The organism is Nostoc sp. FACHB-892 (assembly GCF_014698795.1).
Lineage (GTDB): Bacteria > Cyanobacteriota > Cyanobacteriia > Cyanobacteriales > Nostocaceae > Nostoc.
This window is the reverse complement of the sequence record NZ_JACJTR010000001.1, coordinates 338,258-363,557: the sequence shown is the minus strand read 5'-3', so window position 1 is coordinate 363,557 and position 25,300 is coordinate 338,258. Positions and strand designations below refer to the sequence as shown.

Genomic DNA, 25,300 nt, shown 5'->3' with positions numbered 1-25,300 from the left:
CAATGACTTTTACTCCTACCAAAACCCTTGCTGATAAAGTTCGCGCTGACTTCCCGATATTGCATCAGGAAGTCAACGAGAAACCCCTGGTTTATCTCGATAATGCTGCGACATCGCAGAAGCCTTTGTTCGTATTAAATACCCTACGGGATTATTACGAGCAATATAATGCTAACGTGCATCGAGGTGCCCATTCTCTGAGTGCTAAAGCTACTGATGCTTATGAAGGTGCTAGAGATAAAGTTGCCAAATTCATCAATGCTGCATCGCGTCAGGAAATCGTCTACACCCGCAACGCAAGTGAGGCGATTAACCTAGTCGCTTATAGCTGGGGAATGAATAATTTGCAGCCTGGGGATGAAATTATTCTGTCGGTGATGGAACACCACAGTAATATTGTACCTTGGCAATTGATAGCACAAAAAACGGGTGCAGTACTGAAATTTGTAGAATTAACACCAGAAGAAACTTTTGATTTGGAACAGTTTAAAAAGCTGATTTCCGAAAAAACAAAGTTGGTGTCGGTGGTGCATATTTCTAATACTTTGGGTTGCATTAATCCAGTGGAAGAAATTGGTGCGATCGCTCACAACTATGGTGCTAAATTCTTAGTTGATGCTTGCCAAAGTGTTCCCCACTATCCTGTAGATGTGCAGAAGATAGATTGTGACTGGTTGGTAGCTTCCGGTCATAAAATGTGTGCGCCAACTGGGATAGGATTTCTGTATGGCAAGTTAGAATTGCTAGAATCAATGCCCCCATTTTTCGGTGGTGGTGAAATGATTGCAGAGGTGTATTTAGACCATTCCACTTATGCAGAATTACCGCATAAATTTGAAGCTGGGACACCTGCAATTGGAGAAGCGATCGCACTTGGTGCTGCAATAGATTATCTTAGCAGTATCGGCATGGATGAAATTCACGCCTACGAAGCAGAATTAACCGCTTATTTGTTCCAACAATTAGAGCAAATTCCCCAAATTAGAATTTACGGCCCCAAACCAAATGCGAAAGGGGAAGGGAGAGCCGCTCTTGCGTCATTCACCGCCGGAGAAGTCCACGCCAACGACTTATCTACATTATTAGATCAAGAAGGCGTTGCTATCCGTTCTGGACACCACTGCACACAACCATTACACCGTTATTTAGGTCTTGCTGCAACCGCAAGAGCAAGTCTATCTTTCTACAACACCCGCGAGGAAATTGATATTTTCATCAAAGCACTGAAAGAAACTCTCGACTTTTTTGCAGGTTTCCTTGCTTAAAGTTACAAAATATTCAGATAGTAATTGTGCCAATTATCAGCAACATATCTTGCTAATAGTTGGCACAATTTAATTATCTGGATTATTTACAGGAGCAATTAAAGTGTCATACAGCGACTTTACTTTAGACAGAGTTAGAAAAACCTTTGGTTTAACTATTTCTGATAAAATTGATATATTTCCATCTGTACACGAAGTAGAGTGTCCACCATTACTTGCAGAAGTATTGCGGGAAAATGTACCCTTAGCTCTTGCTAGTAATACTGAGAAATCCCGTTCAGAGATGATTATTACGCCTATTTTAATTGCTGTAAGAAAATATTTAAATAATCAAATAAGTTTGTTTTCTGGTATCGATTTTACAGTTGATTCAGCACAAGGTTTAAATGGAAATTGTGATTTTATTATTAGCCGTTCACCAGAGTTACTAATTCTGAATGCACCAGTTGTCACAATTGTAGAAGCTAAGAAAGAAAATATCAATGCAGGATTAGGTCAGTGTGTAGCAGAGATGTTAGCAGCTCAATTGTTTAATGAACGTGAGGGTAATAACATTCAGGCAATTTATGGAACTGTCACCACTGGAACTAACTGGAAGTTTTTAAAACTTATTGGGAAAGTGATTGAAATTGACTTGAGCGAATATTATATTAATGACATAGGTAAAATTATTGGGATTTTATCTAACATCCTGACAGAAGAAGTATTGTAATATGCTTGTCAAGTCAACGCCTGCTGAACAAAGAACAGTGCTACAGAACATTAGCTGGGAAACCTTTGAAGCCTTGCTGAGAGATACAGGTGAGGACAGAGGCTCAAGATTTGCTTATGACTGTGGTGTTTTAGAAATTATGACTCCACTTTTTGAACACGAAAATCCTAAAATTCAGTTTGACCGATTAATATTCGCTTTAGCAGTGTATTTAAAAATTAAAATTAGAAGTGCTGGCTCTACAACATTAAAACGTAAACCAATAACAAAGGGAATAGAACCCGATACTTGCTATTATATTCAAAATGAGCCGCTAATTAGAGGTAAACAAGAATTAGATTTAACAACAGATCCAGCACCGGATTTAGCAATTGAAATTGATATTACTAGCAGTTCTGTTAATAAGCTTAAGATTTATGCGGCTTTAGGTGTAGCAGAATTATGGAGATATGACGGTGAAGTTTTAAAATTTTATCAGCTAGTAGCAAGTGAATATATTGAAATTAAGTCGAGTATCGCTTTCCCTTTAATTTCTGTTAGTGATATGAATAGATTTATCCAGCAAAGTAAAACTATGGATGAAATTGATTTGGTGCAATCCTTCCGCGCTTGGGTGCAGGGGAAGATAGGTTAAAGTTTACCTAATTGATAAATATAATTCCTGGCTTATTTTTTTAATCTATGCTTGTCAAGTCAACGGTTGGTGAACAAAGAACAGTGCTACATAACATTAGCTGGGAAACCTTTGAAGCCTTGTTGAGAGATACAGGTGAAGATAGAGGTTCTCGGTTTGCTTATGACTGCGGTGTTTTAGAAATCATGACTCCACATTTTGAACATGAAAACCCCAAAAGTAATTTTGGTAATTTTATTATTGCTTTAGCTGAAGAATTAGGGATTGAAGTGAGAAGTGCTGGTTCAACAACATTGAAGCGGAAAATATTAAAGCGGGGAATAGAACCAGATACTTGCTACTATATCCAGAATGAACTAGCTATTAGGGGTAAGCAAACTTTAGATTTAGAAACGGATCCGCCGCCTGACTTAGCAATTGAGATTGACATTACCAGTAGTTCAGTTAACAAATTGGGGATTTATTCAACGTTGGGTGTAACTGAACTTTGGAGATATGATGGGCAAAATTTAAAATTTTATCAGTTGATAGAAGGGCAATATGTAGAGTGTAAGTTTAGTATTGCCTTTCCTATAGTTTTAGTAAGTGAGATAAGCAGATTCATCCAGCAAAGTAAAAGTATGGGAGAAATTACTTTGCTGAAATCCTTTCGTGCTTGGGTCAGGAAGAAGATAAACTGACAAACAACAAAATCAGGGTTGCGGTAATTACGGTTTACCAATTATAGTTACCACACTTGTACCAGCCTGCTTTGCCTGTTCATAAGCAGTATTGATTTTAGCTAGCGATCGCAGCCGTTCGTCATCGTCTACAGTATGTATGCATTTTTGTACAAGGTAGCAGCGATTCTGAGGTTAATGTTCTATAACCCATCCAATGCCTTCACAGCCTGGGCAAAGTAGCCGCTTTAAATGCTCTGTTTCGAATGCTTGTTTCCCATCCCAGTCGTCGGGGATAACTACAAAAACGCGATTGCCGCCACAGAAGGGGCAATGACAAGAACTCTTTAAACTGGACAATAATACTTTAATGTACACGAATGTGAAAATTTACCCCAGCTTTGGTATTCTAGGAATCAAAGAATGAGAAAATTTTCTCAAAAAATTAGATTATGTCACACGAATCCATTCTTGATAGCATAACACGCGAATCTAACTTAGTTTCGTTTAAGTTAGAAGACATTCGACTTCAAGTGGAGAATAACGAAGTTGCTGATGTTACAGTTAACTTGGATTATATCGATGGGCTGAACCCAAATGAATTAAAAAATGTCGTACCCATTGCTAATAATATCAAAGATTACCTGACTAATTATCCAAATAATCCCAATGACTTATTTGAAGTTATCAATCGCAATCTCACGGAAGAACTGCTAACTGATGACAATCTAGGGCTTTCTGAGGTGCTAGACTCTTTAAGTGTGAATCTTGATGTCGCACCTGCCATTATTCCTTTCCAATTTGACAGCACAAATACTCGTACCCAAAATGGTGGCATAAACGATATTATTTCATTTCGTTTAGAAGACGTTACATCTCCAATTGATGGCGGTATAGTTGCCGATGTGACTGTTAATTTAGATTATGTTGATGGAATTGACTCAAGTGTATTTAGAGATGTCATACCCATCGGTAATTACATTAAAGATTTCTTGGCAAATTATCCAGTAGAAGCAGGTCTTTATGAAGTCCTCAATCGCGACCTTACCCAAGAACTACTAAATGATAGCAATATAGGGCTATCTGGGGTATTGGACTCATTAAGCGTTAATCTGGATGTGTCACCAAAAATTATTCCTTTCCAATTTGACAGCACAAATACTCGTACCCCAAATGGTGGCATAAACGATATTATTTAATTTCGTTTAGAAGACGTTACATCTCCAATTGATGGTGGTATAGTTGCCGACATCACTGTTAATTTAGATTATGTTGATGGAATTGACTCAAGTGTATTTAAAGATGTCATACCCATCGGTAATTACATTAAAGATTTCTTGGCAAATTATCCAGTAGAAGCAGGTCTTTATGAAGTCCTCAATCGCGACCTTACCCAAGGATTACTAAATGATAGCAATATAGGGCTATCTGGGTTATTGGACTCATTAAGCGTTAATCTGGATGTGTCACCAAAAATTATTCCTTTCCAATTTGACACCACAATCACCCGCACAGCCAATGGTGATATCAACAATATTGTCTCATTTCAATTAGAAGATATTTTACTTCCTATTGATGGTGCTAGTGTTGCTGATGTCGCCGTCAACTTGGATTATATCGATGGAATTGACCCAAGCGCCTTCAAAGATGTCATCCCCCTTGGTAATTTCATTGAAGATTATCTCACAAATTATTCTCATCCCAATGACTCTTTTGAAGTCTTAAACAACAATTTAGGCAATGCATTGCTAACTGATTCTAATCTAGGACTTTCCTCGGTGCTAGACTCACTAACTGTTACGTTAGGTGCATCACCTGGTATTATTCCTTTTCAATTTAACAATACTGTCACCCTTACCCCAATTGGGACTACAATCTTTGGAGGAAGCGAATTTACTCAGTTTTGTGATATTAACGGTATTGTCTAGGTTAACGGAGGGCGATAGGAGGTAATAGGATTTAGGATAATTTATCCAATTACTAGTAAGAGTGTAATGAAAGCGATCGCACCCCAGAAAATCAACTCAAAGAATCTGGATCTATCCCCAAGTTTCGTAATTCTTGTGCCAGTCTTTGAGCGTGTTCTTCAGCAGTGATAGCGCGTTGTTCGGCTGCTGTAGCTCGTTCTTCTGGTGTTAAATATCTGATTCCTTGTTTGTCATACCAATACAACCAATCTCGCGTAATTCCCTGATAGGTTCCCCGTTCATAACCAATTGCTAAACCTATCTCTGATAACCAAACTAAATTTCCTGGCTGCAATACATATTCACCATTTACAAAGCGATAAACTTCTAAAGGTGGTTTTCTCCGGTGTTGGGGATTGTAGACAACATAATACAAAATCTCCATCTCAGCATAAAGTTTCTTTTGGCTGGTGTATTCTCCACGCCGTCTGTGAGAAACAACTTCTAATGCCATAATCGGCATTACCTTTTCTTCCCACAACACATAACTTAAACGCAAGTTCTCATCAAAAACTCGCTCGACTCCTAAGCTTAAGAACCCATCGGGTACAATCGGCGGTAATTCGGGATCGTAATATATCCCCATATCAACCCCAAAAAACCAATCCATCCGGTTTGTCCATAACCAAGCTAGGATGGCTTTGAGTAAACTGGGAATTAAATCTTGTAGTTCATTGTCCACAGGTGTATAGTCCGAATCGGGCAGATCCTCGGCGGAGGGTAAGCAGTGCAATGGGTTGTAATTTAACATGGTGGCTGCAAACGCAAACTTATAATATTGATGATATCTATCCACCTCTGACTTTTTCTTGCGATAATTCCCAAGGGGGACGCGCTCTCCACTGGTTAGTAAAAGAGGGATAGATGACACTCAAGCGATTAGTTTTAATTTTTATACTGACGCCTATAGCAGTTCTGTTGGCAGTTTCGGCTTTATTCAGTAGTTGGCAAGAACCTCAGTTCCAAAGTCGCCTAGAACTATACCAAACTAATATTGCTCTACAAGCCGAAGCTTGGCAATCAGAAGATAGCAGTAATCGCAATCTCAAAGCGGTTCAAGAAGCAATACTTGGTGAGCAACCCCTAGAAAGCGCCACGAAGCAGTATCAAGAGGCGCGTCAATCAGTTGAAGCTAATTTAGACAAAGTTAACAACAAACTTACACAATTACGCTCTCAACCTGAAATAGCTCCCATACCTCCAAAACCTCTACCGGATGTTCCTCCCACTACTAAAACTTCTAAACAGGGACAGCAACAGTTACAGCAGTCCCTCAAGCAATTACAAAAATTACTGGCTGAATTAGACTTGCGCCTGGGAATTTTACAAGCACAGCAAGGACAGACGGATACAGCTCTCAAAACTTGGAGCGAATTACAACAACGCTCAGATATCAATCCAGAATTTGGAGAAACCGCAGCTGTATTAAGTGGACTGTGGAGCAATCCTCCTCGTCTGCTCCAAAATTCTCAAGAACGGATTCAAAAGAATTTAGAAGGTTGGTTTCGCTCTACTGCTTTGGTTCAGCTATACCAACTCCAGCAACGACAAGACGCTTTATCGGCAGTTAAAGCTGCACAACAAGAATCTGCTGCTCAAGCGGTGATCAAATTAGCAGCTATTGGGACTATCCCCACTTTGGCAGCTTTAACTGGTCTAATACTGCTGATTTTCTTAGTTGCTCAACGCTTGTTGAAGGGAAAAACCTCGTTACTCGCTCAAAATGCTGATGTCCCTTGGTCAACACCTTGGGATGGTGAAACGATTTTACAGGTTTTTATCGTCGGCTTTTTCTTCATGGGGCAAATTTTTGTCCCTTTATTGCTATCGCTGCTCCCCATACCTCGTCCTACGGGTGATGTGCGACTTCAGGCTTTTTATGTTTTAGTTAGTTACTTTCTAGTAGCATCGGGTGCGCTGTTAGTGCTTTATTTTTCTCTCAAGCGCTTTTTTCCATTACCAGAATTTTGGTTTCGCTTCCGTTTTCAAGATAACTGGTTTTTGTGGGGACTGGGAGGCTATTGCGCGGCTTTACCTATAGTTGTGGTGGTATCTTTAATCAATCAACAGCTATGGCAAGGACAAGGTGGTAGTAACCCCCTGTTGCAACTAGCGCTGGAAAGCCAAGACGGTATAGCACTTGGCATATTTTTCTCTACAGCCGCGATCGCAGCTCCATTTTTTGAAGAAATTCTGTTTCGCGGCTTTTTGTTACCTTCTCTAACTCGCTACTTACCCGTATGGGGAGCGATTCTGATTAGTAGTTTGTTGTTTGCGATCGCTCACCTCAGCTTGTCGGAAATTCTTCCCCTGACTGCATTGGGAATTGTCTTAGGCTTAGTTTACACGCGATCGCGCAACCTCCTTGCCCCTATGCTCCTCCACAGCCTTTGGAATAGCGGTACATTATTAAGCTTATTCGTCTTAGGTAGCAATTAGCACTAAAACAGTACTGTTGTCAAAAAGGTAAATATCTGATTTTATCTGCATAAGTAAGAACAATTTACTAGTTAGGGAACTCCAAAAAATAAATTATTCCGCTTGAGGTTGTTGACTGTGAACGGTGAACGGTCAACAGTTAACAGTCGCAATCGAATATTTTTTTAGTTGGAAGTCCTTTATATCTCGTTATTGGTGCGATCGCGTTTCACGCCCGATGGAAGCGATATCTACGACAGGCTACGCCTATGCAAAAAATTCCGGAAATAATACTGATGGACTTGTAAAAAGTGGTATAGCAGTTTTTGCTGATTCTTTGGGTTCATTCTTCTGAGGATGAATGTTTTACCTAAAAATCTGCAAAATTGCTGCACTAGGGTTTGCAATCATCAAATCTAAGCTGATGCACGCCTAAATTGTATAAACACTCTTTACGGTCATTAGCTGTTAACTGTTGACGGTTATCAGTTATCAGGCTTCATGTAAATGTTCAAGTTAAATGCGTAATATCTGACCAAAGTGCTAGATTTTCTGGCTATGCCACAAAACATTTTAGCGTCCCCTCTGGAATAGAAGTACGCTGATTTTGGCTATTTCTCTTGAGACTTACTTGTACTGAAAAAATTAAAAATTTATTTATTAAGCAAGTAACTGTATTTGCTTTGATTACAATAAAGGCTTTATTTTTATACCTCACCTATCAAGGAGCAGCACTTAATATGTCAAATTTCAACCCCAGTCACCCAACCAAACAACTTCTAGCTGGTTACTGTGGCATTATCCTTGGAGGGTTTGGGGTTCATAAATTTATTCTAGGATATACTCCAGAAGGCTTTATCATGTTGGTGATTTCTGTAGTCGGGGGTTCTTTCACCTACGGAATTGCCTTGTTAGTTATGCAACTTGTAGGTTTAATTGAAGGCATGATTTACTTGAATAAGCCCCCTGAAGAATTTGTAAATACCTACTTTGTGAATAAGCAGGGCTGGTTCTGATACTCGACCAACCCAAAAATAATGGGTGAAGGCAAGCAGGGGGAGCAGCACTTCTCTACAAGACGCTGCGCGTAGCTTGCTTCCCTAAAGGGGTACGATTACGCTCAGTGACAGGGGAGCAGGGGAAGAAAAGAACTTGAATTTCTTACAATAAACTCAGCAAAATTCCCTTGCTAGACCATTAGCTCTAGACCAAGGTCATTTGATGCTGAATGCAATCTTTTATATTTCTTTTTATTAATATGCTCATTCTCAAACCTAAACAGCTTAACTGGGCAATATTTTTCCTGCTGGGCATAGGCTATTTCAGCGTTATGTCTCATTTGGAAATTAACTATTTCTTAAAAAGCCTGATTGCGCTCATGCCAATGCAGGTTGGAGCTATTATTTATGTAACTTATCTCCGTTGGAGCCGTCATTGACCCTCAGCGAGATACGAAAAATTAAGAAATTTAATAGGGTTGACATACAGTCGTAGTTCCATATTTCGCCTACGCTCAAATTAGAGACGCTTTTAGTCAGGCGTTGAATTTCTGTAGCGAATCTAAACACTTGCCATGCAACTTGTCCCAAAAACTAAGCTAGCCCCAGAATTTGACCCAATCCTAGAGAAGATTATTCTCGATGTTGGGGGTATGAAGTGTGCTGGGTGTGTGAACGCAGTAGAGCGACAGCTAACCCAACATCCAGGAGTCAAGAGTGCCTGCGTGAACCTGGCCACTGAGGTAGCAGTTGTAGAGTCAGAAACTGGTGCGGTAGATGCAGATGCACTAGCACAGCGATTAACAGACGTTGGATTCCCGACTCAACCCCGAAAAGCTAGTGGCACAGTAGCAGGCGAGATATCTACCTTACCAGACCCAGCAGAACGACAACGTCGAGAAATGCGGTCTTCTCTATGGCAATTAGCGATCGCTGCGATCTTATTATTATTGTCTGGAAGTGGACATTTTGGTAATCTTGGTAGCTCAGTGCTGCCAGTGCTAAATAATATCTGGTTTCACTGTGGATTGGCGACAGTGGCACTATTAATTCCCGGCCGCCCGATTTTAGTAGATGGCTGGCTGGGCTGGCGGCGAAATGCGCCTAACATGAACACCCTAGTAGGATTGGGAACGCTAACAGCCTACATTGCTAGTTTAGTAGCGCTACTCTTTCCCAAGATGGGTTGGGAGTGCTTCTTTGACGAACCAGTGATGATGCTGGGCTTTATTCTCTTAGGAAGGACATTAGAGCAACAAGCTAGAGGTCGCGCTGCTGCTGCATTTAGGAAACTGCTGGCACTCCAGCCACAGGTAGCACGATTGATTGCCAACCCAGAGAAAGCAGAAGTAGGATCTTCTAGTGTAGAGATTCCTGCTGAACAGGTGCGTGTTGGTGAATGGTTACAAGTGCTGCCAGGTGATAAAATTCCTGTCGATGGTGAAGTAGTGGTTGGTAAAACAACAGTGGATGAATCCATGTTGACTGGAGAAGCCGTGCCAGTGATCAAGCAACCAGGCGATATGGTGACAGGAGGGACGATAAACCAATCAGGAGCGATCGCTATTCAGACAACCCGGACTGGAAGTGATACAACTCTAGCTCAAATTGTCGCCTTAGTAGAAGCCGCCCAAACTCGCAAAGCACCAGTACAGAAATTAGCAGATACAGTAGCTGGTTACTTTACCTACGGTGTGCTGACAGCATCTGTATTAACATTTGTCTTTTGGTACTTTTTTGGTACTCACATCTGGACTGATATCACCATGTCTGTTGACATGGAAATGATCAGTCACGCTCACCACTCCCAACTCCCCACTCCCCACTCCCCTATATTAATCAGCTTAAAACTAGCGATCGCAGTTATGGTAGTCGCCTGTCCCTGTGCTTTAGGACTTGCCACACCAACAGCCATTCTTGTCGGGACTGCTATGGGCGCAGAACGGGGTCTGTTAATCAAAGGCGGCGACGTTTTGGAAAAAGTACACCAGTTAGATACTGTAGTCTTTGATAAAACCGGCACTTTGACCACGGGTAATCCCATCGTCACAGATTGCTTGTTAATTGGAGAAATGGGGAGTGGGGAATGGGGAGTAGGGAGTAAAGAACCCCACTCCCCACTCCCTACTCCCTACTCCCTAATTCAACTAGCAGCAGCTGTAGAAAGCGGTACTCACCACCCCCTAGCAAAAGCGATTCAGCAAGAAGCACAGCAGCAACAGTTATCTATTCCAGAGGCTGTGGACTTTCACACAGAACCAGGGCTAGGGGTATCTGCTGTGGTAGAGGGAACAGTTGTACTGTTGGGTAACTGGGACTGGTTAAGTTGGCACGGTATTGCCATTAACGAAACTGCACAACAGGTAGCACACGATTTGGCAACAGATGGTAAAACAGTCGTCTGCGTAGCTGTTGGGGGAACTTTAGCTGGGTTAATTGCTGTTTCTGATACCCTCAGACCAGATGCCCAATCCACTGTAGACAAGTTGCGTCAGATGGGCTTACGGGTAATGCTGCTCAGTGGCGATCGCAAAGAAGCAGCTAGCGCCATAGCCAAACAATTAGGATTAGATAGTGCTGATGTCATAGCAGGTGTCCCCCCAGCTAAAAAAGCAGCTGCAATCCAGTCTCTCCAGTTACAAGGGACAAAGGGACAAGGAGGACAAGGAGACAAGGCGACAAAGAAAACTCCTAACTCCCAACTCCTAACTCCTAACTCTCAACTCCTAACTCCTAACTCCCCACTCCCCACTCCCCACTCGGTAGTCGCAATGGTAGGAGATGGAATCAACGATGCTCCAGCTTTATCTCAAGCAGATGTGGGAATTGCTCTACACTCCGGGACAGATGTGGCGATGGAAACTGCTGAAATTGTCCTAATGCGCGATCGCTTAAACGATGTCGTCGAATCTATTCAACTTAGTCGCGCCACCTTCAATAAAATCCGCCAAAATTTATTCTGGGCTTTTGCATATAATACAGTTGGTATTCCTTTAGCAGCAGGTGTTTTGTTCCCTAGTCTGGGTTTTGTCCTTAACCCATCTGGTGCTGCTGCATTAATGGCTTTTAGCTCTGTTAGCGTCGTCACCAACTCAATATTATTACGACGATTAGCTCATCACTCGTAGAATACTCTGTTGCACGTAAAATTTACATCTCAAGTTAAACTGAGTCGCCCCGTCAGCTTTTAACCTGATCGCAAAGCCTCTTGGGGCGCTTATCAAAGCTATCATAGCAACTGGAGTAGAACCACCAAGTTCTACTCTTTCAAGGTATTATGCAATTTTAAAGCTTATTTAGATTAGCACCACAGACTTATGGTGCCTTGAAAATGGCAAGATCCGATACTAAACAAATCTTGATTAATCACAGTTCCACCGATTTGTCAATGGCAGCAGAAACCAATGAAAACCATCTACTGATTATTGAAGACGATCAAGGTCGCAAAGAATTTTCTCTGGATCACCCCGTCTACTCTATTGGTAGAGACCGCGAATGTAATATCCGTTTGATGTCACAGTTTGTCTCGCGCCGCCATGCCACATTAGTGAGATTGCCACGAGATCATAATAGTCAAAGCTACTATTACCGGATTGTAGATGGCGATGCCAAAGGGAAGCCTAGTTCCAATGGTTTGATGATTAATGGACGTAAGATACCGGCTCACGATCTCAGAAATGAAGATGAGATCGTTTTTGGGCCTCAAGTACGTGCCATTTATTATCTTTTAAGAAATACTCAGCGTTTAGGGCAAACGGATTCGAGTGAGTATGACATTACACTAATAAACCCCGGTATGGCCGAGGATTTAGAGGATGTGGGAGAGTGAATTTATAACTACCAATAACAGGCTGAGAATCCCACGACTTGAAGGCGTGGGAGTGTCAATTCAATCCCTAAAGCTATCCTGCAATAGTTTCAATCAAATGCCAATGGCGACTACTTTCTATAGCCTGCTTGATGACTTCAAACATTTGTCGGCAGTAATTATCTAATTGAAGTGGTAGTTCTTCATTTTTAATCACAATGCTCATCCGGGTTTCTGTTTCAGTAGATTTTGATTTATCAATCAATACTTCTACTGTGATCAATTTAGGAAAAGGAACATTGCCCGGAACCTCACGAGCGATAATATAATCGCCAGTGTAGTATTGAATATCCAACTGACAGTCCTGTAGAAGTTCTACAAGTAACGGCAACAGATGGTCACTCTTGACAGAAACGGTAAATGAACAGGTATAGCGAGCCATAATAGCCCCACGCCTTGCAACACTCTGTCCATCCTATAATACCGAAGCATCTAAACGAAAAGTGATTAAAGAAGCAAATTTATTAAATTTTGAGATCAAGCATTACAAGATATCACAGTCACATTTGTTTTATCCACAAGCAAAGTGCCGTAAGCTGAAAGTTTGAGCAAAAACTTTACAATAAAGGTTTGGCTGAGGTAAAAAATGAAAGTCGCAATTACCGGAGCAACAGGATTTGTCGGTAGTCTTTTGGTACAACGACTCCACGCACAAGGTCATAAAATAGTAGTACTAACTCGGAAAACTGCCTTTGCTAAAAAGGTTTTTCCATCTGAGGCTTTCCCAAATGTAGAAATTGTTGCCTATACACCAAATGCGTCTGGTTCTTGGCAAAGTGTCATCGCCAGTTGTGATGGCGTAGTTAATCTGGCAGGAGAACCCATTGGTGAAGGACGCTGGACACCAGAACGCAAACAAGAAATCCTCAATAGCCGGAAGTTAGGCACACAAAAAATAGTTGAAGCAATAGCCAACGCTAACCCGAAGCCAACTGTTTTAATTAACGCTTCGGCTATTGGCTACTACGGCACTAGTGAGACGGCTACCTTTGATGAAACAAGTTTATCTGGTAACGATTTTCTCGCCCAAGTCTGCCAAGCCTGGGAAGCAGAAGCGAGAAAGGTAAAAGATGCTGGTGTACGGTTGGTAATTCTGCGTTTTGGGATTGTTCTAGGTAATGGTGGTGCCTTGGGTAAGATGATTCCGCCTTTCAAACTTTTCGCTGGTGGCCCCATTGGCAGTGGTCGGCAGTGGTTCTCATGGATTCATGTAGACGATTTAGTTAGCCTGATTCTGGAAGCTTTAACTAAACCCGAAATAGAAGGCGTGTACAATGCCACTGCCCCTAACCCAGTCCGAATGGCAGATTTAAGCCAAACTTTGGGGCAAGTGATGAATCGCCCTTCTTGGTTGCCTGTTCCTGGTTTTGCGATCGAAGCTCTTTTAGGAGACGGGGCTATAGTAGTTTTAGAAGGTCAGCAAGTCCTTCCCAAGCGCACCGTGGAAACAGGCTTTGAGTACAAACATCCTAATTTACAGTCAGCACTAAGACAAATTCTTGCATAGATTAAAAGGGAGCAGGGGGCAGGGGGAGCAGGGGAAATAATAACCAATGCCCCACGCCCAATGCGCCATACACAATGCCAAATACCTTAACTATTGATTAGAGAGAAATTTTCTAGAAACCCAACTGATAATACCGCTAAGAATAGCACCGCCCATGAGGATGCCAATGGCTGGGTTAAACACGGGTTGCCAAAGTTGATGCCACAAATCCAAACCCAGGTTTACTCCTACAGAATCACCGATCGCAGCGATCGCTAACCAGACAAAGCCAAACAATACCAAAAAAACATCTGCGACTAAAATTGTGTTTAGCCAATTTAACAGTTTATCTTTCATCTATCGTTTCATCTAAATTGCCCAAGATTTTAAGACTGTAGGACTGTTAATTAAGTAAGTTAGAAGTGAAGAATTTCCTACTGAAATTTAACTCCTAACTCCTCACTCCTAACTTCTAACTTCTCACTCCTCCAACAGCCAATTTTTAACTTTTGTCAAACTCTGCCAATCTGGTTTTCTACTTAAGCCATCTTCAATACTGGTTTTTATTTCATCGCGCCACTCTGGATTGACAAAAATTAGCTGTTGTGCTATATCAATATGTTCTCTTAAACCTTTTTGGCCTGTTTCCAGCATTGCTAAGGCGAGATTGACTCTAGCCTGTGGGTCTTGTGGATTTAACTTGACTGCTTTTTGTGCAGCTTTGTAAGCCAAATTGGGTTTGTTATCGAGTAGATATAACCACGCCAAACAGACCCAAGCAGCACTAGTTTTAGGAGCGCGATCGCACACTTCTTTAAACACAGGGATTAAAGAATCTGCTGCTTCTCCTGCTTTATAGCGTTCCAAACCTGTATCAAACAGGGATTCAACTGTATTAGTCATTGGTCATTAGTCGTTAGTCATTGGTCATTGGTCATTTGTCCTTGGACGAAAGACAAACGACAAATGACAATATTACACCCCAAACGACTTGCCGCAACCGCAAGTTTGGTTAGCATTGGGGTTAGTGAATTGAAAACCACCGCCAATCATGGCATCGCTGTAATCGAGCATTAAACCGTAGAGATATAATAAACTCTTGCGATCGCTGACAATTTTGAAGCCATCATAGTCAAAAACTTCATCCTGCGGGGTGATCTTGCTAGTGTCTTCAAAGTCCATCATATAAGACATCCCTGAACATCCACCCTGACGGACTCCTACCCGTAAGCAGAAATCTTTGCCTTGCTTGTCCCGGAGGGATTTTACCTGGTGCAATGCGGCTTCGCTCAACAGAATTCCGCGTTGTTGAGGCTGAATTGCTTGTGTCATCTGCTTTTTAAACTCCTGAATTAGTATAAGCTTTACCCTATATCGGCTTATTAATGCCTTTGGGTTGCCCTTGATGTTTTTGTATTCATTCTAGCGGCTTAAATGCCGTTAGATACCAAATTGTAAACACTCCGTCAAAAGCAGCCAAACATTTTTATCCTAGAATTGAGAGACTCAGTGTATTTATAGATTCGGTATTTTTGGAGTTCAAGCGTGGCAGCAGTCACCAGAAGCAACTATCTTTCAGGTGCAGCCATAAAAACTTAATCCGAGGCTAGCTATCCCCCAAAGTCTACTTCCAAATTGCTTCTTTTGATTAACTTATTCTATGACAAGTTTTAATCGCTCTACCAGTCGTCGGTTGAAGAAACTAACTCAAATTCCTTCTGTATGGGAGGGCGATCGCCGTCCGTTGTCATCACCAAACCAACACTCAGACTCTGAGGAAAAGGGAGAATGCATTCTTTGGGTAGATTACTCCCAAGGTGTGGTTCGAGGAATGGACGTGGTAGCTTCAGATATCGGCCCAGAAGCAATAGTTCGTACCTTAATGCGAGCAATGGAACATCCCCACAGTCCGGCAAGACCTGCCAGACCCCAAAGAATTGTAGTCAAAGACCGCGAGATCCAATTTTATTTGCGGGGGGTGCTGCAAGATTTAGATATTGCCATTGACTACGCACCAGAATTGCCTTTAATTGACGAACTGTTTCGCGGGTTCGCTGACATTCTCGATAGTCAAACCCCCGACTTACCCCCACAGTATGCACAAATCTTACGAGAGAAAGCATTTGCAATTTGGGAAGCAGCACCTTGGGAATTTTTAGAAGAACAGCAAATTTTGTCAATCGAGATAAATAAGTGGGATGTTGGCACACTCTACGCCTCAGTTATGGGAATGCTGGGAATGGAGTATGGGATTTTGTTTTATCGCTCAGAAGAGTCTTTAAAACAGTTTCGCGCCGCCGTTTTAAGAGATGAAGAATCAACGGAGCATCTAGAAGAAGCGTTCCTCAAACAAGATTGCCTATTTCTCACCTTTGAGAGTGCTGACGAAACCGATGAAGATGAGGATGAAGAAAATGATTTGGCAGATATGCCATTATCAGAAATTGACCCAACTTTTGGTAATATCCACCCCTTAGAAGGACTACGGTCTGTTTTGTATGACGAAGAAGCACTGGTAATCTTCGTTGCGATCGAAAGCCTGAGTCGCTTTATTCGCGATCACCGTCGCCAGCTTCATGAGGACATTTTCCCTACCCTCAGCCGTCGCTATCGCATTTCTCTGCCGCAGTCGGAAGAATCAACTAAATCTGTGGCTGTGACAGTCTCTACCATGCCGCAATTAGCAGCAGAATTAGAGGAAATGGCAAGCTTTGATCTCGATGATGAGGAGATTGAAGACTTTGGCTCACCAAATTTTCAATCATTGCAAGATGACTTGATACCAGAAGATTCCTTCCTCAGCTTAGGTGTGGTGTCCTGGGAAATGTTGGAGTATCTCCGTAAGGGGACTAGCTACCATAAGGCTGGTGAAATCAAAGAAGTAGGTGACGGTTTACCAGTGATTTTAATTCAAACTTCCCGGCCCAAGGCTAAGGCTGTAATTGAAAGAATTGAAGCAATAGGCGGACTGAGAGCTATTTGCTTTAATCCAGGTGCCGACCCTTTCGATGGCGATCGCTACGACCTGGGTTTATTACAAACTCAAAATGGCGAATTGTTCTTATTTGGTGAATTTCTAGATGAAGATCCTATTCATGTAGAAGCCCGGAAAAAATGGAATCAACGGTGTAAAAATACTAAGGGCTATTGTGGTTTAATCATTGCCAAAGGATTAACCGGAGCCTCCCGTGGCAATCCTCAGTTACGAGATATGATGGCTTTGTTTGAAGCGCGATCGCTTTCACCTAAAGATTTAGGTCTTGGCACTCTTCAACTGATGCCCCAACTCAAATTTGAATAGTTGCAAAAATTCTCGCAATTTTCAATCTCTTTGATACAGATTTGACTGGAGAATTTGGCTAATACAACACGGCGGAAATAAACATATAGCCATTTTCAATCCGGTGAGGTACAAGTATGCAAATAGACCTAACCCCTTTGTGGAAACGGGAAGGGGGAAAATTCAAAGCCTCTCTCCTTTTAGAAGAGAAGTAATGATAGCATCTAAATATTTAGAGGTTCGTCAATAATTAAATGACCTAATTCAGCAATTGTGGCGTTTAGCTTGTAGGCTTGCATACTTTTGCTCCTTTTTGTTTCTAGGATAGAATACTGCGTAAATTAAGTCCTAGTTGGGTTTCGTCCCTCAACCCAACCTACATTCTATTTACCAGAATCGATATCTCGTAGAAAATTACCTAGAGAGAATTTATTAGTTCTTGAATCAACGATCGCAGTTATAAGTGAATGTCTTGTCGTCACCAACATTACAACATTAAGTCTTAACGCTATAACTTTAAGGCTTAACGTTACGACATTAAGGCTTGACTGGTCTAATCATGTTACTAAAGCTCGCACTCGTACTAGTTCTTTTGCTAGATTGCTTGTTCATTGTGCTTAACTAACAAGTCCTAAATTCATGAGCATTTGTTCTTTAGGGACAGTTCAAACTGCCTTGGTCACAAATTTTCATGCTCAAAAAGTTGCGCTGATTTGAAGCGCACCTTTTTGAGAGGACTTATTGATTGTTCAAAACCAACCACAGTTGCTCCTTGTGGGGTAATACCTCCTATTCGCCAGATGTATCCTTAAAGAAGCCGGGAATCTAAGTAGGCGCGATTTCCAGTATTATAATCACTGGTCTGTTCGCAACTCGTCGGGGCCAAAGACCTCGGATGTACCCCTATCTTAATATCCCCCAGCACCGCGATCGCCTTGACCCAAGATCCTGGCGGTTGAATTGGTACATTCTCGCTAGGATGAGGGACGGACATTGGATATACGCCAGAACCGCCTCTACGAGAGGCTGCCGCCAACCGGCAGCATGAACGCAGAGAAAGCGCAGAGAGAAGAAAAAGATGCTTAACTTAACTGTATTGCCTTATAAAAATACTCAGTCTGCTTTATCTAGTCGGCATAGTGATTTCCCAAATTCCTTGATTTCCACCATATTCCAGAACATAAATCTTATTGCCGATAATCTCACTGTCAATGGGATTACTAAAACCTTCAACAATACGGGTAGCGTTAAGTTTATAGTTTGTATTTCCTACTTTAGTTAAGTTTAAATGCAGTAAATCTTGGCCGGAATCTTTAAAAGGGCCTGCTAGTGTTTCGCCAGTAGGGTCGCCTGTTGTAAAACTCAGCATGAATCCATCTCTGTTGAATTCTGGACTCAGTACTCCTTGTGTATCAAAAACTAAGCCCAAAGGAGAACGGTGCGATGTAAAACTGCTAAAAGGTTGCCCAAGAACACTAGCGTCTTTAACTTTGCCATCTACAGGATCACGGAAATTGTCTGCGTCCGGCCCGAAATTAGGAATTGGTTCAATCAAGTTTCCAGTAGGCCGAGCAGGAAAGGTTGGATCGTTACGAAAGTAGCCCCTTTGGACGGCATTAAATTTGGGGCTTAACAAAAGGTCTTTGGCAGGATCATAATTGGGAAATTGTTGTGGGTTGTCTGTCCCGCCAATCCGCCAGGGAAAGCCGTAATTACCACCTCGACGGAGCCAATTTAATTCTTCTGACATGTCGCGATCGGGGCCATTTTCTGTGCCAAATAAATCCCCATTGGGTGCAAAGGCCATATCGAAAGTATTACGTATTCCTTCTGCAAAAATATAGCCAGCTGTCTTTAAAGTTGCTCGATTATTTGCAAGAAAAAGATTTTTGCCTTGACTAGGAAGACGGAGTATACAGGCGGTTAATCCTACTTCGCGAGTATCAGGATATAGCCCATTAGCAGACTGAACCTCACCATGATCGGTACGAGAACCGCTATTCACATAAATAAAGTTACCATTCGGGCTAACAACCACGCCGTTGAAGCGATGATCATAGGCTGTTCTGCTTTTGGGATAGCCTGCACTCTTAGCTAAGGTAGACCAGATGCGCTGTTCTGTACCCGACTTAATTTCGCCTTTAACAATAATTCCTTTGGTCTGGTTATTCACAAGGTCTGCATTGCCAACTAAATAAATTGTGCCGTTAGGTCCAATGGCCATACCTTGAGTCTCACCGACATTATGATTATTAGAGTTGTACACAAGTGTACTATTAGATGAGCCTAAATTGACTCGATAAATATCACCATTCTGTTTGAGGTAATAAAGAGTATTATTTCGTGGATCTTTTGCAATCCGAACAGAAGGAGAAACCGATAATGTATTCATAATATTGCGAATCTGAATATCAGGACGCAAAGCTTTAGGTGCAGCATTTACTCCAGTAGCGCCATATGTTAATAGAAATATTGTAAATAACAGCGTTTTCGCGGCGAAAAAGCAATTTTTGAGAGCTAACTTACCGATAAATCTGCGTTGCTCTTGGTTAGATGAGTTAATGTTATTCATTATTATGTTCATAAAATAATCAGATGATTTTTTTGCTAAATCTTCTTGAGAAAGGAAACAGTTTTAGAGATTATGGGGTGAAATGATCAATGGGTACTAGCTTATAAATATTCTGTTTTTAGGCAAGGTGGGCACAGAATTGTCTCCCTTTAACTAGCACTAAAAGTATACTTAAATCAGCTTTACAATGCAGTACTATCTTAAGTTGCCAAACTGATTTTTAGCGTATAAGGAGCAGGGTTACTATCACTAGAGCCAGAGAAAGTTCCGCCATTTTCAGGGAAGAAAGCATATTTACTCATTGATATTGAGTAAGTTCCAGCACCCAGTGAAGCGGTGATTAATGACCCAAAGTCAGTGCCACTATCGTCGTCACTTTGTAGTAAAATCCCAGTATTGTTAAACAGTCCAATAACTGTATCATCGGTTGTAGCCGCACTAATAGTGATAGTTCCTTGATTTGCTAAAGAGAATGTAAAAAAGTCGAAATCGGGATTGTCCTCCGGTTGAGCTGTTACTAACTCACCTGAAAGATTAACGTCTGAACCTGATGATAAAGGACCCAATCCTTGAGCGCTGGCTAGTGTATTGTTTGTAGCTTGTCCAACGTTTTCTTGCTCATAGAAAAGGAAATCGTCACTATCAAGTCTGAGGTTTACTACCCTCTGCACAATACCAATGATCTCGTTTGGCTCTGCTCCAGGTTTGTCTAAAAATATTTGTGTAGTGGTTCCAGCAGATTGCAAGCGGTAGTTTTTTGGGGAGCCTTTGAGTTCTATTCGATCTTCACTAGTGTTGAAGTCAGTAATAGTAGCCAAGTCCCCAAAACCAGCATTGGTAGTGTTTTTATCGTCGTAGTAGACATTTATAGCGTCCCCAAGGATAAATCTATCTAGCCCAACACCACCGATTAAGGTGTCAGTCTCTCCTAATCCAGGTGAGAGTGGACTACCGGGCCAAACACCGATGAGGATATCGTTTCCAGACCCCCCATTGAGTCTGTCATTGCCGGGCCCGCCCTGTAAACTATCATTACCGTCGTCACCATTGAGGGTATCATTGCCCAAATTACCATCTAGGGTGTCATTGCCTGCTCTGCCATTCAAAGTGTTGTTAACAGTATTACCAAAGACTATGTTATTAAAACTGTTACCTGTCCCGTTGATAGGGCTAGTTCCGGTCAGTATCAGGTTCTCCAGATTGGCACCTAGTGTGTAGGCAACAGAAGACCGGACGGTATCTGTGCCTGAATTAGTAGCCTCTGTAATGGTGTCGGTAGCACTGTCAATGGTGTAAGTGTCGTCGCCTACTCCCCCATTTAAGCTGTCGACACCCAAGCCGCCATTAAGTGTGTCATTGCCAAGACCACCGATTAAACTGTCGTTTCCCGTCCCGCCAAACAGATTATCATTACCATCTGCACCATTGAGGGTATCGTTACCAGACAAACTATTGGCATTACCACTATTAGCCCAACCATATATTGTGTCATCTCCCGAAGTCCCATTTCTTGTGTCAGGAGATGTAGTGCCGTAAATAACTGCCATATTATTTTTCTTGAATTTCTAATTAATGCCTAACTTCGGCCCCAGTCAAATAACTTTTTATAAGTTCAATGCAGATTATTTAAAACTTCGAGTTTAAATACAGGTGCATTTGTTAACCTAATTAATACCAATACTACTTAGAAAATATTAATTTTGATTTGGTTAATTGATTATGCAAATGCTAAGTAGGTTTGTAAAAAATCATTTATTTTAATTATTTTTCTACTTACTTGTAACTACTTAATTATCATTAACGCTTAGGGTTACGTCAACTTCTTTAGCAAATCTTAAAAATGTAAAATTTTTAATTTCTAACTTTATATGCTTTTTTTAAGTACTAAAGCTTATTTTGGCAAAGAATGCCCCAAAATGCATAGTGCTAAATTTAAGCTTAATTAACCTAATTAAATCAACAGTGCCGAGTGATTTTACACTGCTAACTAGTTTAAACTCCAGCAAATGAATCTAAATGTTAATTAATTTTTCTAGTTAATTAATCGTGCCTTAAAGCGTCAGGCATAATTGCCTCCTGAAGATTTACGCCGCTGAGGTTAGCTCCCCTAATATCGGCTCCTCTTAGGTTAGCTCCTCTAAGATTCGCCCCTGCCAAATTCGCGCCTCTAAGGTTAGTCCAACTCAAATCAGCTTGACTCAAATCAGCTTCACTTAAGTTAGCCCGGAAAAGGTAAGCACCACTAAGGTGAGCTTTGTTCAGATTAGCTTTGTACAGTTCAGTTTTATAAAGATAAGCCCCCAACACTTCCGCCTCGTACAAACTAGCTTCGCTGAGGTCAGCCGCAATCAAGTTAGCTTCAATCAGGTTGGCAAAGGAAAGATTAGTCCGAATTAGTTTTGCTGCACCTAAATCGGCATATCTTAGGTTAGCGCCTCTTAAGTCAGTTCCAATTAGATTAGCATGAGCGATCGCAGCGCCTCTAAGATTCGCTTCACTCAAGTCAGCACCAATCAAATTGGCATGACTCAAATCTGCTTGCGTAAGTATAGCACCACTCAAGTTAGCCACACTGAAGTTAGCATCACTCAAGTTAGCTTCAACGAGCAAGGCTTTGTAGAGGTTGGCACTACTGAGGTCAGCACCACTGAGGTTTGCTCGCACGAGTAAAGCATTACCTAAATCCACCTTTCTCAAATTTACCCGCTGGAGATTTGCGCCTCTGAGGTTATCCCCTTGCAGATTTGCGGCGCTGAGGTCTGGTTCAATCTGAGGATGTTTGTTTCTCCACTCAATCCATGTAACTGCACCTGCTTTGAGTAAAGTTAGATGCTCTCGATTTGCCATTTTCTCTCCTTTACTCCTTACGCATACCTAGAGGATTTGCCCGACCAGCTACACTTTCAATTGCCGTTAATGCTCCCGCCGCACCTGCTAGAATATCTCGTTCATGTCCACCTAAGTAAAGCCTTCCAAAGCTACCTACAGCTTGAACCTCAAGGATGTTTATCGATGCTGCTTTTTCAGCTTCATTTGCAGCCAGTGCGGCGTAAGCAGCAGGCTCTACTTCTAATACATACAGCGTTTGCCCTGCTAGTAGTAGCTGCCCCCGTCGCGTTCGATTAATAAGTTGTGTTTGGTAAGCATCGATGTTGCGGATAATTTGGCTAGAAACAACACGCGGTTTGAGACATTCGTCTTTTCGGACTCCCAATGCAGCCAAAATGGCTTGCCCAGCAGCTCGCGTTTCCCCTTGGGAGCTAGAATGAACTTCCAATAGTCCGTACAGTCGTTCAACTACCTGAACTCCCGGACGGACAGAAGCAGCTTTAAGGGCTACATCCGTAATTTTATTAATTTCGATACCAGGAGAGATTTCAATCCACAGTGATGTATCCCCTGGTAATGGTAAGAAGCCTTGGGCTACTGTTCCCATATATGCTGCATGTTGAGGTTGCAGGCTGTCGAGAAATACGAAACTGCGTAGTTCTATTCCCAAGATTTTGCTCTCCAGTCATAAGGGTAAAAGTTATCTATTGCAAGATATGAGCTACTAACTTGGGGCATTTTTGCCACAAGTGAAGGATGGAAAAACACAAAGTATAAAAATTTTGCTGTCGATAAATCTTACACCTAAGAAGTATTCTGGCAGGAAAAACCGCCTTGACAATTGTACAAGCTTTATTACACACAAATCACTGCCTGCAATGCCTAACTGGTCTTGATTTACTAAAGTTGGTGTTACTAAAAAGCATTTAGCTAAACTGAAGCGGAAAAAGTTCACTGGATTCGTAAAATAAGATTGTTTTTTCTCAGCGCTCTCTTTGCTTGGAACGCTGAGAAAGTAATTTATTGAACCACAGAGACGCAGAGGGCACAGAGAGAAGAGAGACAAAAGAGCTTTTTGGAGTCACCTTGAAAGGGTTGGGTAATCACAAACTCAGTGTCTTCACCTGAGATTGAGTGAATTGCGATCGCTCCATCATGCTTGCTTTTTTACCACAATTTGATGAGCGATGGCTGATGACATTTAGCTTGTTTACAACAAAAGTAACCTAAATGGTAACAGTAAGAGTGTTTTAATCTTTCAAAGTGCAGTGTCTTTAAAAAAATGATGGATACATTCAAATAGTCACATATCTTTGAAAATTCCCATTGCAAAAAAATCTTTTAAAGAATCCGAAAAGCAGCAACTTTGGTTTGGAAATTAATGATACACCTACCAAAATGAAACGCACTCATTGCTAAGTCATGGTAAAAGTTCTACTCTCTTTTCCGTATGCTTAACGCTCTTTCATAACAATCCCAACTCTTCTGGAAAGCCTAGCATGATGTTTAAGTTTTGGATTGCAGCTCCTGATGCGCCTTTGCCTAAGTTGTCGAGACGAGCAACTAGCAACGCTTCTTTGGTAGTGTCATTGGCGAATACAAAAACCTGAACAATATTGGTGCCGTTCATTGCGATCGCATCCAAAAATATTCCGTCTCGCAGCAGAGTAAAATCTTGGTATGGAGCAACCTGGACAAATTTTTCACTTTGGTAGTAGTTAACAATTGTTTGATGAATAACCTCACCTGATGGTGGATTATCCAAACTCCCCAGAGGCAAAGGCACCTGAACCAGCATTCCTTGTTCAAAATCCCCTACAGCCGGTACGAATAACGGCGGCGATGCTAACTCTGAGTAATAATGCATTTCCTTGACGTGCTTATGTCCAAACTGCAAACCGTAGATGCCATAAGGATAGAGTGACTCTGTTCCAGCTTCCTGTTCGTGGAAGGTGTGGTATTGTTTGATCAGATTCTTTCCGCCACCAGAATAACCTGACACTGCGTTAACGGTGATCGGAAAATTACTCTTTAAAAGTCCCTTGGCAATCAACGGACGGATACAGGCTAAAAATCCTGTGGGATAACAGCCTGGATTGCTGACAAACTGCGCGCTGGCAATTTTCTTTCGCTGTTCTGGATTTAGTTCAGGAAAACCATATACCCAGCCATTAGCTGTGCGATGGGCACTACTAGCATCAAGGATTTTAACCGTAGTACTACTTACTAAGCTAACAGCTTCGTGGGCTGCATCATCAGGTAGACAGAGAATAACAACATCGACGGCATTGATTAGTTTAGCTCGCTCACTTGCATCCTTACGTTTAGATGCCTCAATGCTAACTAACTCGATATCATCCCGTTGATTGAGACGTGAGTAAATTTGTAAACCTGTGGTTCCTGATTCGCCATCAATGAAAATCTTAGGTTTAGCAATCATGCGTTCAGCATCCTTAGATGTCAGTGGTATTTAAAACAGCTATCAGTTATCAAACTTTAAGATGGGAATTTACACTCCAAATCAAACTTACCACGCAATAGTTGTGGGTAACTCTGACTCGCAACTGTTTACACCTTCTGAAAGATTTTCAAAAAGGCTTGAAATGACTCTT

At 41.6% G+C, this 25,300-nt stretch carries 24 protein-coding genes; 13 read left to right on the top strand and 11 right to left on the bottom strand.

Annotation, left to right across the window (positions count from 1 at the left end; translation table 11 throughout):
* The first annotated feature begins 2 nt into the window (after positions 1-2).
* The 6 genes from H6G96_RS01540 (at position 3) to H6G96_RS01515 (ending at position 5,198) form a co-directional block, all read left to right on the top strand.
* Positions 3-1,265, top strand: a complete 1,263-nt coding sequence (locus tag H6G96_RS01540) for a cysteine desulfurase (RefSeq protein ID WP_190909604.1) — start codon at positions 3-5, stop codon at positions 1,263-1,265.
* A 103-nt stretch (positions 1,266-1,368) separates the two neighbouring features.
* The gene (locus tag H6G96_RS01535) at positions 1,369-1,977 is read left to right on the top strand and encodes a hypothetical protein (RefSeq protein WP_190909603.1); all 609 of its coding nucleotides are present in this window, start codon (positions 1,369-1,371) and stop codon (positions 1,975-1,977) included.
* Between the two features lies 1 nt (position 1,978).
* On the top strand, positions 1,979-2,611 hold the full coding sequence (locus H6G96_RS01530) for a Uma2 family endonuclease (protein ID WP_190909602.1): 633 nt from the start codon (positions 1,979-1,981) through the stop codon (positions 2,609-2,611).
* A gap of 47 nt (positions 2,612-2,658) precedes the next feature.
* Positions 2,659-3,291 carry a Uma2 family endonuclease gene (locus tag H6G96_RS01525; protein WP_190909601.1) on the top strand — a complete coding sequence of 211 codons (633 nt, stop codon included), beginning with the start codon at positions 2,659-2,661 and terminating at the stop codon, positions 3,289-3,291.
* A gap of 431 nt (positions 3,292-3,722) precedes the next feature.
* Positions 3,723-4,469 (top strand): hypothetical protein, encoded by a 747-nt coding sequence (locus tag H6G96_RS01520; protein WP_190909600.1) that lies wholly within the window; start codon positions 3,723-3,725, stop codon positions 4,467-4,469.
* 138 nt (positions 4,470-4,607) lie between these two features.
* Positions 4,608-5,198, top strand: a complete 591-nt coding sequence (locus tag H6G96_RS01515; RefSeq protein ID WP_190909599.1) for a hypothetical protein — start codon at positions 4,608-4,610, stop codon at positions 5,196-5,198.
* Between the two features lie 91 nt (positions 5,199-5,289).
* Here H6G96_RS01515 and H6G96_RS01510 read toward each other — a convergent pair whose 3' ends face one another.
* The gene (locus H6G96_RS01510) at positions 5,290-5,988 is read right to left on the bottom strand and encodes a Uma2 family endonuclease (RefSeq protein ID WP_190909968.1); all 699 of its coding nucleotides are present in this window, start codon (positions 5,986-5,988) and stop codon (positions 5,290-5,292) included.
* Positions 5,989-6,101: 113 nt separating this feature from the next.
* Here H6G96_RS01510 and H6G96_RS01505 point away from each other — a divergent pair, with 113 nt between their 5' ends.
* The 5 genes from H6G96_RS01505 to H6G96_RS01485 all read left to right on the top strand — a co-directional run bounded on the left by H6G96_RS01505 (position 6,102) and on the right by H6G96_RS01485 (position 12,482).
* On the top strand, positions 6,102-7,676 hold the full coding sequence (locus tag H6G96_RS01505) for a type II CAAX endopeptidase family protein (RefSeq protein WP_190909598.1): 1,575 nt from the start codon (positions 6,102-6,104) through the stop codon (positions 7,674-7,676).
* Positions 7,677-7,800: 124 nt separating this feature from the next.
* Positions 7,801-8,010, top strand: a complete 210-nt coding sequence (locus tag H6G96_RS01500; RefSeq protein ID WP_190909597.1) for a hypothetical protein — start codon at positions 7,801-7,803, stop codon at positions 8,008-8,010.
* Positions 8,011-8,395: 385 nt separating this feature from the next.
* Positions 8,396-8,671 (top strand): NINE protein, encoded by a 276-nt coding sequence (locus H6G96_RS01495; RefSeq protein ID WP_190909596.1) that lies wholly within the window; start codon positions 8,396-8,398, stop codon positions 8,669-8,671.
* Positions 8,672-9,228: 557 nt separating this feature from the next.
* Positions 9,229-11,781 (top strand): heavy metal translocating P-type ATPase, encoded by a 2,553-nt coding sequence (locus tag H6G96_RS01490; RefSeq protein ID WP_190909595.1) that lies wholly within the window; start codon positions 9,229-9,231, stop codon positions 11,779-11,781.
* A gap of 203 nt (positions 11,782-11,984) precedes the next feature.
* Positions 11,985-12,482 carry an FHA domain-containing protein gene (locus H6G96_RS01485; RefSeq protein WP_190909594.1) on the top strand — a complete coding sequence of 166 codons (498 nt, stop codon included), beginning with the start codon at positions 11,985-11,987 and terminating at the stop codon, positions 12,480-12,482.
* Positions 12,483-12,555: 73 nt separating this feature from the next.
* On the opposite strand, the gene H6G96_RS01480 is transcribed toward H6G96_RS01485, so the two are convergent.
* Complete coding sequence (locus H6G96_RS01480; RefSeq protein ID WP_190909593.1) at positions 12,556-12,903, bottom strand: hypothetical protein; 348 nt, start codon at positions 12,901-12,903, stop codon at positions 12,556-12,558.
* A gap of 204 nt (positions 12,904-13,107) precedes the next feature.
* Between H6G96_RS01480 and H6G96_RS01475 the strand changes: the two genes are divergently transcribed.
* Complete coding sequence (locus tag H6G96_RS01475; protein WP_190909592.1) at positions 13,108-14,028, top strand: TIGR01777 family oxidoreductase; 921 nt, start codon at positions 13,108-13,110, stop codon at positions 14,026-14,028.
* A gap of 90 nt (positions 14,029-14,118) precedes the next feature.
* On the opposite strand, the gene H6G96_RS01470 is transcribed toward H6G96_RS01475, so the two are convergent.
* The 3 genes from H6G96_RS01470 to H6G96_RS01460 all read right to left on the bottom strand — a co-directional run bounded on the left by H6G96_RS01470 (position 14,119) and on the right by H6G96_RS01460 (position 15,339).
* Positions 14,119-14,364: a hypothetical protein gene (locus H6G96_RS01470; RefSeq protein ID WP_190909591.1), complete on the bottom strand. Its 246-nt coding sequence runs from the start codon at positions 14,362-14,364 to the stop codon at positions 14,119-14,121.
* Between the two features lie 123 nt (positions 14,365-14,487).
* Positions 14,488-14,910 carry a hypothetical protein gene (locus H6G96_RS01465; protein WP_190909590.1) on the bottom strand — a complete coding sequence of 141 codons (423 nt, stop codon included), beginning with the start codon at positions 14,908-14,910 and terminating at the stop codon, positions 14,488-14,490.
* 72 nt (positions 14,911-14,982) lie between these two features.
* Positions 14,983-15,339: an iron-sulfur cluster assembly accessory protein gene (locus H6G96_RS01460; protein ID WP_190909589.1), complete on the bottom strand. Its 357-nt coding sequence runs from the start codon at positions 15,337-15,339 to the stop codon at positions 14,983-14,985.
* 328 nt (positions 15,340-15,667) lie between these two features.
* On the opposite strand from H6G96_RS01460, the gene H6G96_RS01455 reads away from it, so the two are divergent.
* Positions 15,668-17,308, top strand: a complete 1,641-nt coding sequence (locus H6G96_RS01455) for a hypothetical protein (RefSeq protein ID WP_190909588.1) — start codon at positions 15,668-15,670, stop codon at positions 17,306-17,308.
* Positions 17,309-18,095: 787 nt separating this feature from the next.
* Here H6G96_RS01455 and H6G96_RS01450 read toward each other — a convergent pair.
* The 6 genes from H6G96_RS01450 to argC all read right to left on the bottom strand — a co-directional run bounded on the left by H6G96_RS01450 (position 18,096) and on the right by argC (position 25,125).
* Positions 18,096-18,281: a hypothetical protein gene (locus H6G96_RS01450; RefSeq protein ID WP_190909587.1), complete on the bottom strand. Its 186-nt coding sequence runs from the start codon at positions 18,279-18,281 to the stop codon at positions 18,096-18,098.
* A gap of 129 nt (positions 18,282-18,410) precedes the next feature.
* Positions 18,411-19,859 carry a PQQ-dependent sugar dehydrogenase gene (locus H6G96_RS01445; protein WP_190909586.1) on the bottom strand — a complete coding sequence of 483 codons (1,449 nt, stop codon included), beginning with the start codon at positions 19,857-19,859 and terminating at the stop codon, positions 18,411-18,413.
* A gap of 200 nt (positions 19,860-20,059) precedes the next feature.
* On the bottom strand, positions 20,060-21,406 hold the full coding sequence (locus H6G96_RS01440) for a DVUA0089 family protein (protein ID WP_190909585.1): 1,347 nt from the start codon (positions 21,404-21,406) through the stop codon (positions 20,060-20,062).
* A gap of 493 nt (positions 21,407-21,899) precedes the next feature.
* The gene (locus H6G96_RS01435) at positions 21,900-22,706 is read right to left on the bottom strand and encodes a pentapeptide repeat-containing protein (RefSeq protein ID WP_190909584.1); all 807 of its coding nucleotides are present in this window, start codon (positions 22,704-22,706) and stop codon (positions 21,900-21,902) included.
* 10 nt (positions 22,707-22,716) lie between these two features.
* On the bottom strand, positions 22,717-23,358 hold the full coding sequence (locus H6G96_RS01430) for a hypothetical protein (protein WP_190909583.1): 642 nt from the start codon (positions 23,356-23,358) through the stop codon (positions 22,717-22,719).
* A gap of 795 nt (positions 23,359-24,153) precedes the next feature.
* Complete coding sequence (gene argC, locus H6G96_RS01425; RefSeq protein WP_190909966.1) at positions 24,154-25,125, bottom strand: N-acetyl-gamma-glutamyl-phosphate reductase; 972 nt, start codon at positions 25,123-25,125, stop codon at positions 24,154-24,156.
* Positions 25,126-25,300: the final 175 nt, after the last annotated feature.

Coding starts and splice junctions, on each gene's coding strand:
- H6G96_RS01540 (WP_190909604.1), top strand. CDS start 3: ATGACTTTTACTCCTACCAAAACCCTTGCTGATAAAGTTCGCGCTGAC.
- H6G96_RS01530 (WP_190909602.1), top strand. CDS start 1,979: ATGCTTGTCAAGTCAACGCCTGCTGAACAAAGAACAGTGCTACAGAAC.
- H6G96_RS01525 (WP_190909601.1), top strand. CDS start 2,659: ATGCTTGTCAAGTCAACGGTTGGTGAACAAAGAACAGTGCTACATAAC.
- H6G96_RS01520 (WP_190909600.1), top strand. CDS start 3,723: ATGTCACACGAATCCATTCTTGATAGCATAACACGCGAATCTAACTTA.
- H6G96_RS01510 (WP_190909968.1), bottom strand. CDS start 5,988: ATGTTAAATTACAACCCATTGCACTGCTTACCCTCCGCCGAGGATCTG.
- H6G96_RS01505 (WP_190909598.1), top strand. CDS start 6,102: ATGACACTCAAGCGATTAGTTTTAATTTTTATACTGACGCCTATAGCA.
- H6G96_RS01495 (WP_190909596.1), top strand. CDS start 8,396: ATGTCAAATTTCAACCCCAGTCACCCAACCAAACAACTTCTAGCTGGT.
- H6G96_RS01490 (WP_190909595.1), top strand. CDS start 9,229: ATGCAACTTGTCCCAAAAACTAAGCTAGCCCCAGAATTTGACCCAATC.
- H6G96_RS01485 (WP_190909594.1), top strand. CDS start 11,985: ATGGCAAGATCCGATACTAAACAAATCTTGATTAATCACAGTTCCACC.
- H6G96_RS01480 (WP_190909593.1), bottom strand. CDS start 12,903: ATGGCTCGCTATACCTGTTCATTTACCGTTTCTGTCAAGAGTGACCAT.
- H6G96_RS01475 (WP_190909592.1), top strand. CDS start 13,108: ATGAAAGTCGCAATTACCGGAGCAACAGGATTTGTCGGTAGTCTTTTG.
- H6G96_RS01470 (WP_190909591.1), bottom strand. CDS start 14,364: ATGAAAGATAAACTGTTAAATTGGCTAAACACAATTTTAGTCGCAGAT.
- H6G96_RS01465 (WP_190909590.1), bottom strand. CDS start 14,910: ATGACTAATACAGTTGAATCCCTGTTTGATACAGGTTTGGAACGCTAT.
- H6G96_RS01460 (WP_190909589.1), bottom strand. CDS start 15,339: ATGACACAAGCAATTCAGCCTCAACAACGCGGAATTCTGTTGAGCGAA.
- H6G96_RS01455 (WP_190909588.1), top strand. CDS start 15,668: ATGACAAGTTTTAATCGCTCTACCAGTCGTCGGTTGAAGAAACTAACT.
- H6G96_RS01450 (WP_190909587.1), bottom strand. CDS start 18,281: ATGTCCGTCCCTCATCCTAGCGAGAATGTACCAATTCAACCGCCAGGA.
- H6G96_RS01445 (WP_190909586.1), bottom strand. CDS start 19,859: ATGAATAACATTAACTCATCTAACCAAGAGCAACGCAGATTTATCGGT.
- H6G96_RS01440 (WP_190909585.1), bottom strand. CDS start 21,406: ATGGCAGTTATTTACGGCACTACATCTCCTGACACAAGAAATGGGACT.
- H6G96_RS01435 (WP_190909584.1), bottom strand. CDS start 22,706: ATGGCAAATCGAGAGCATCTAACTTTACTCAAAGCAGGTGCAGTTACA.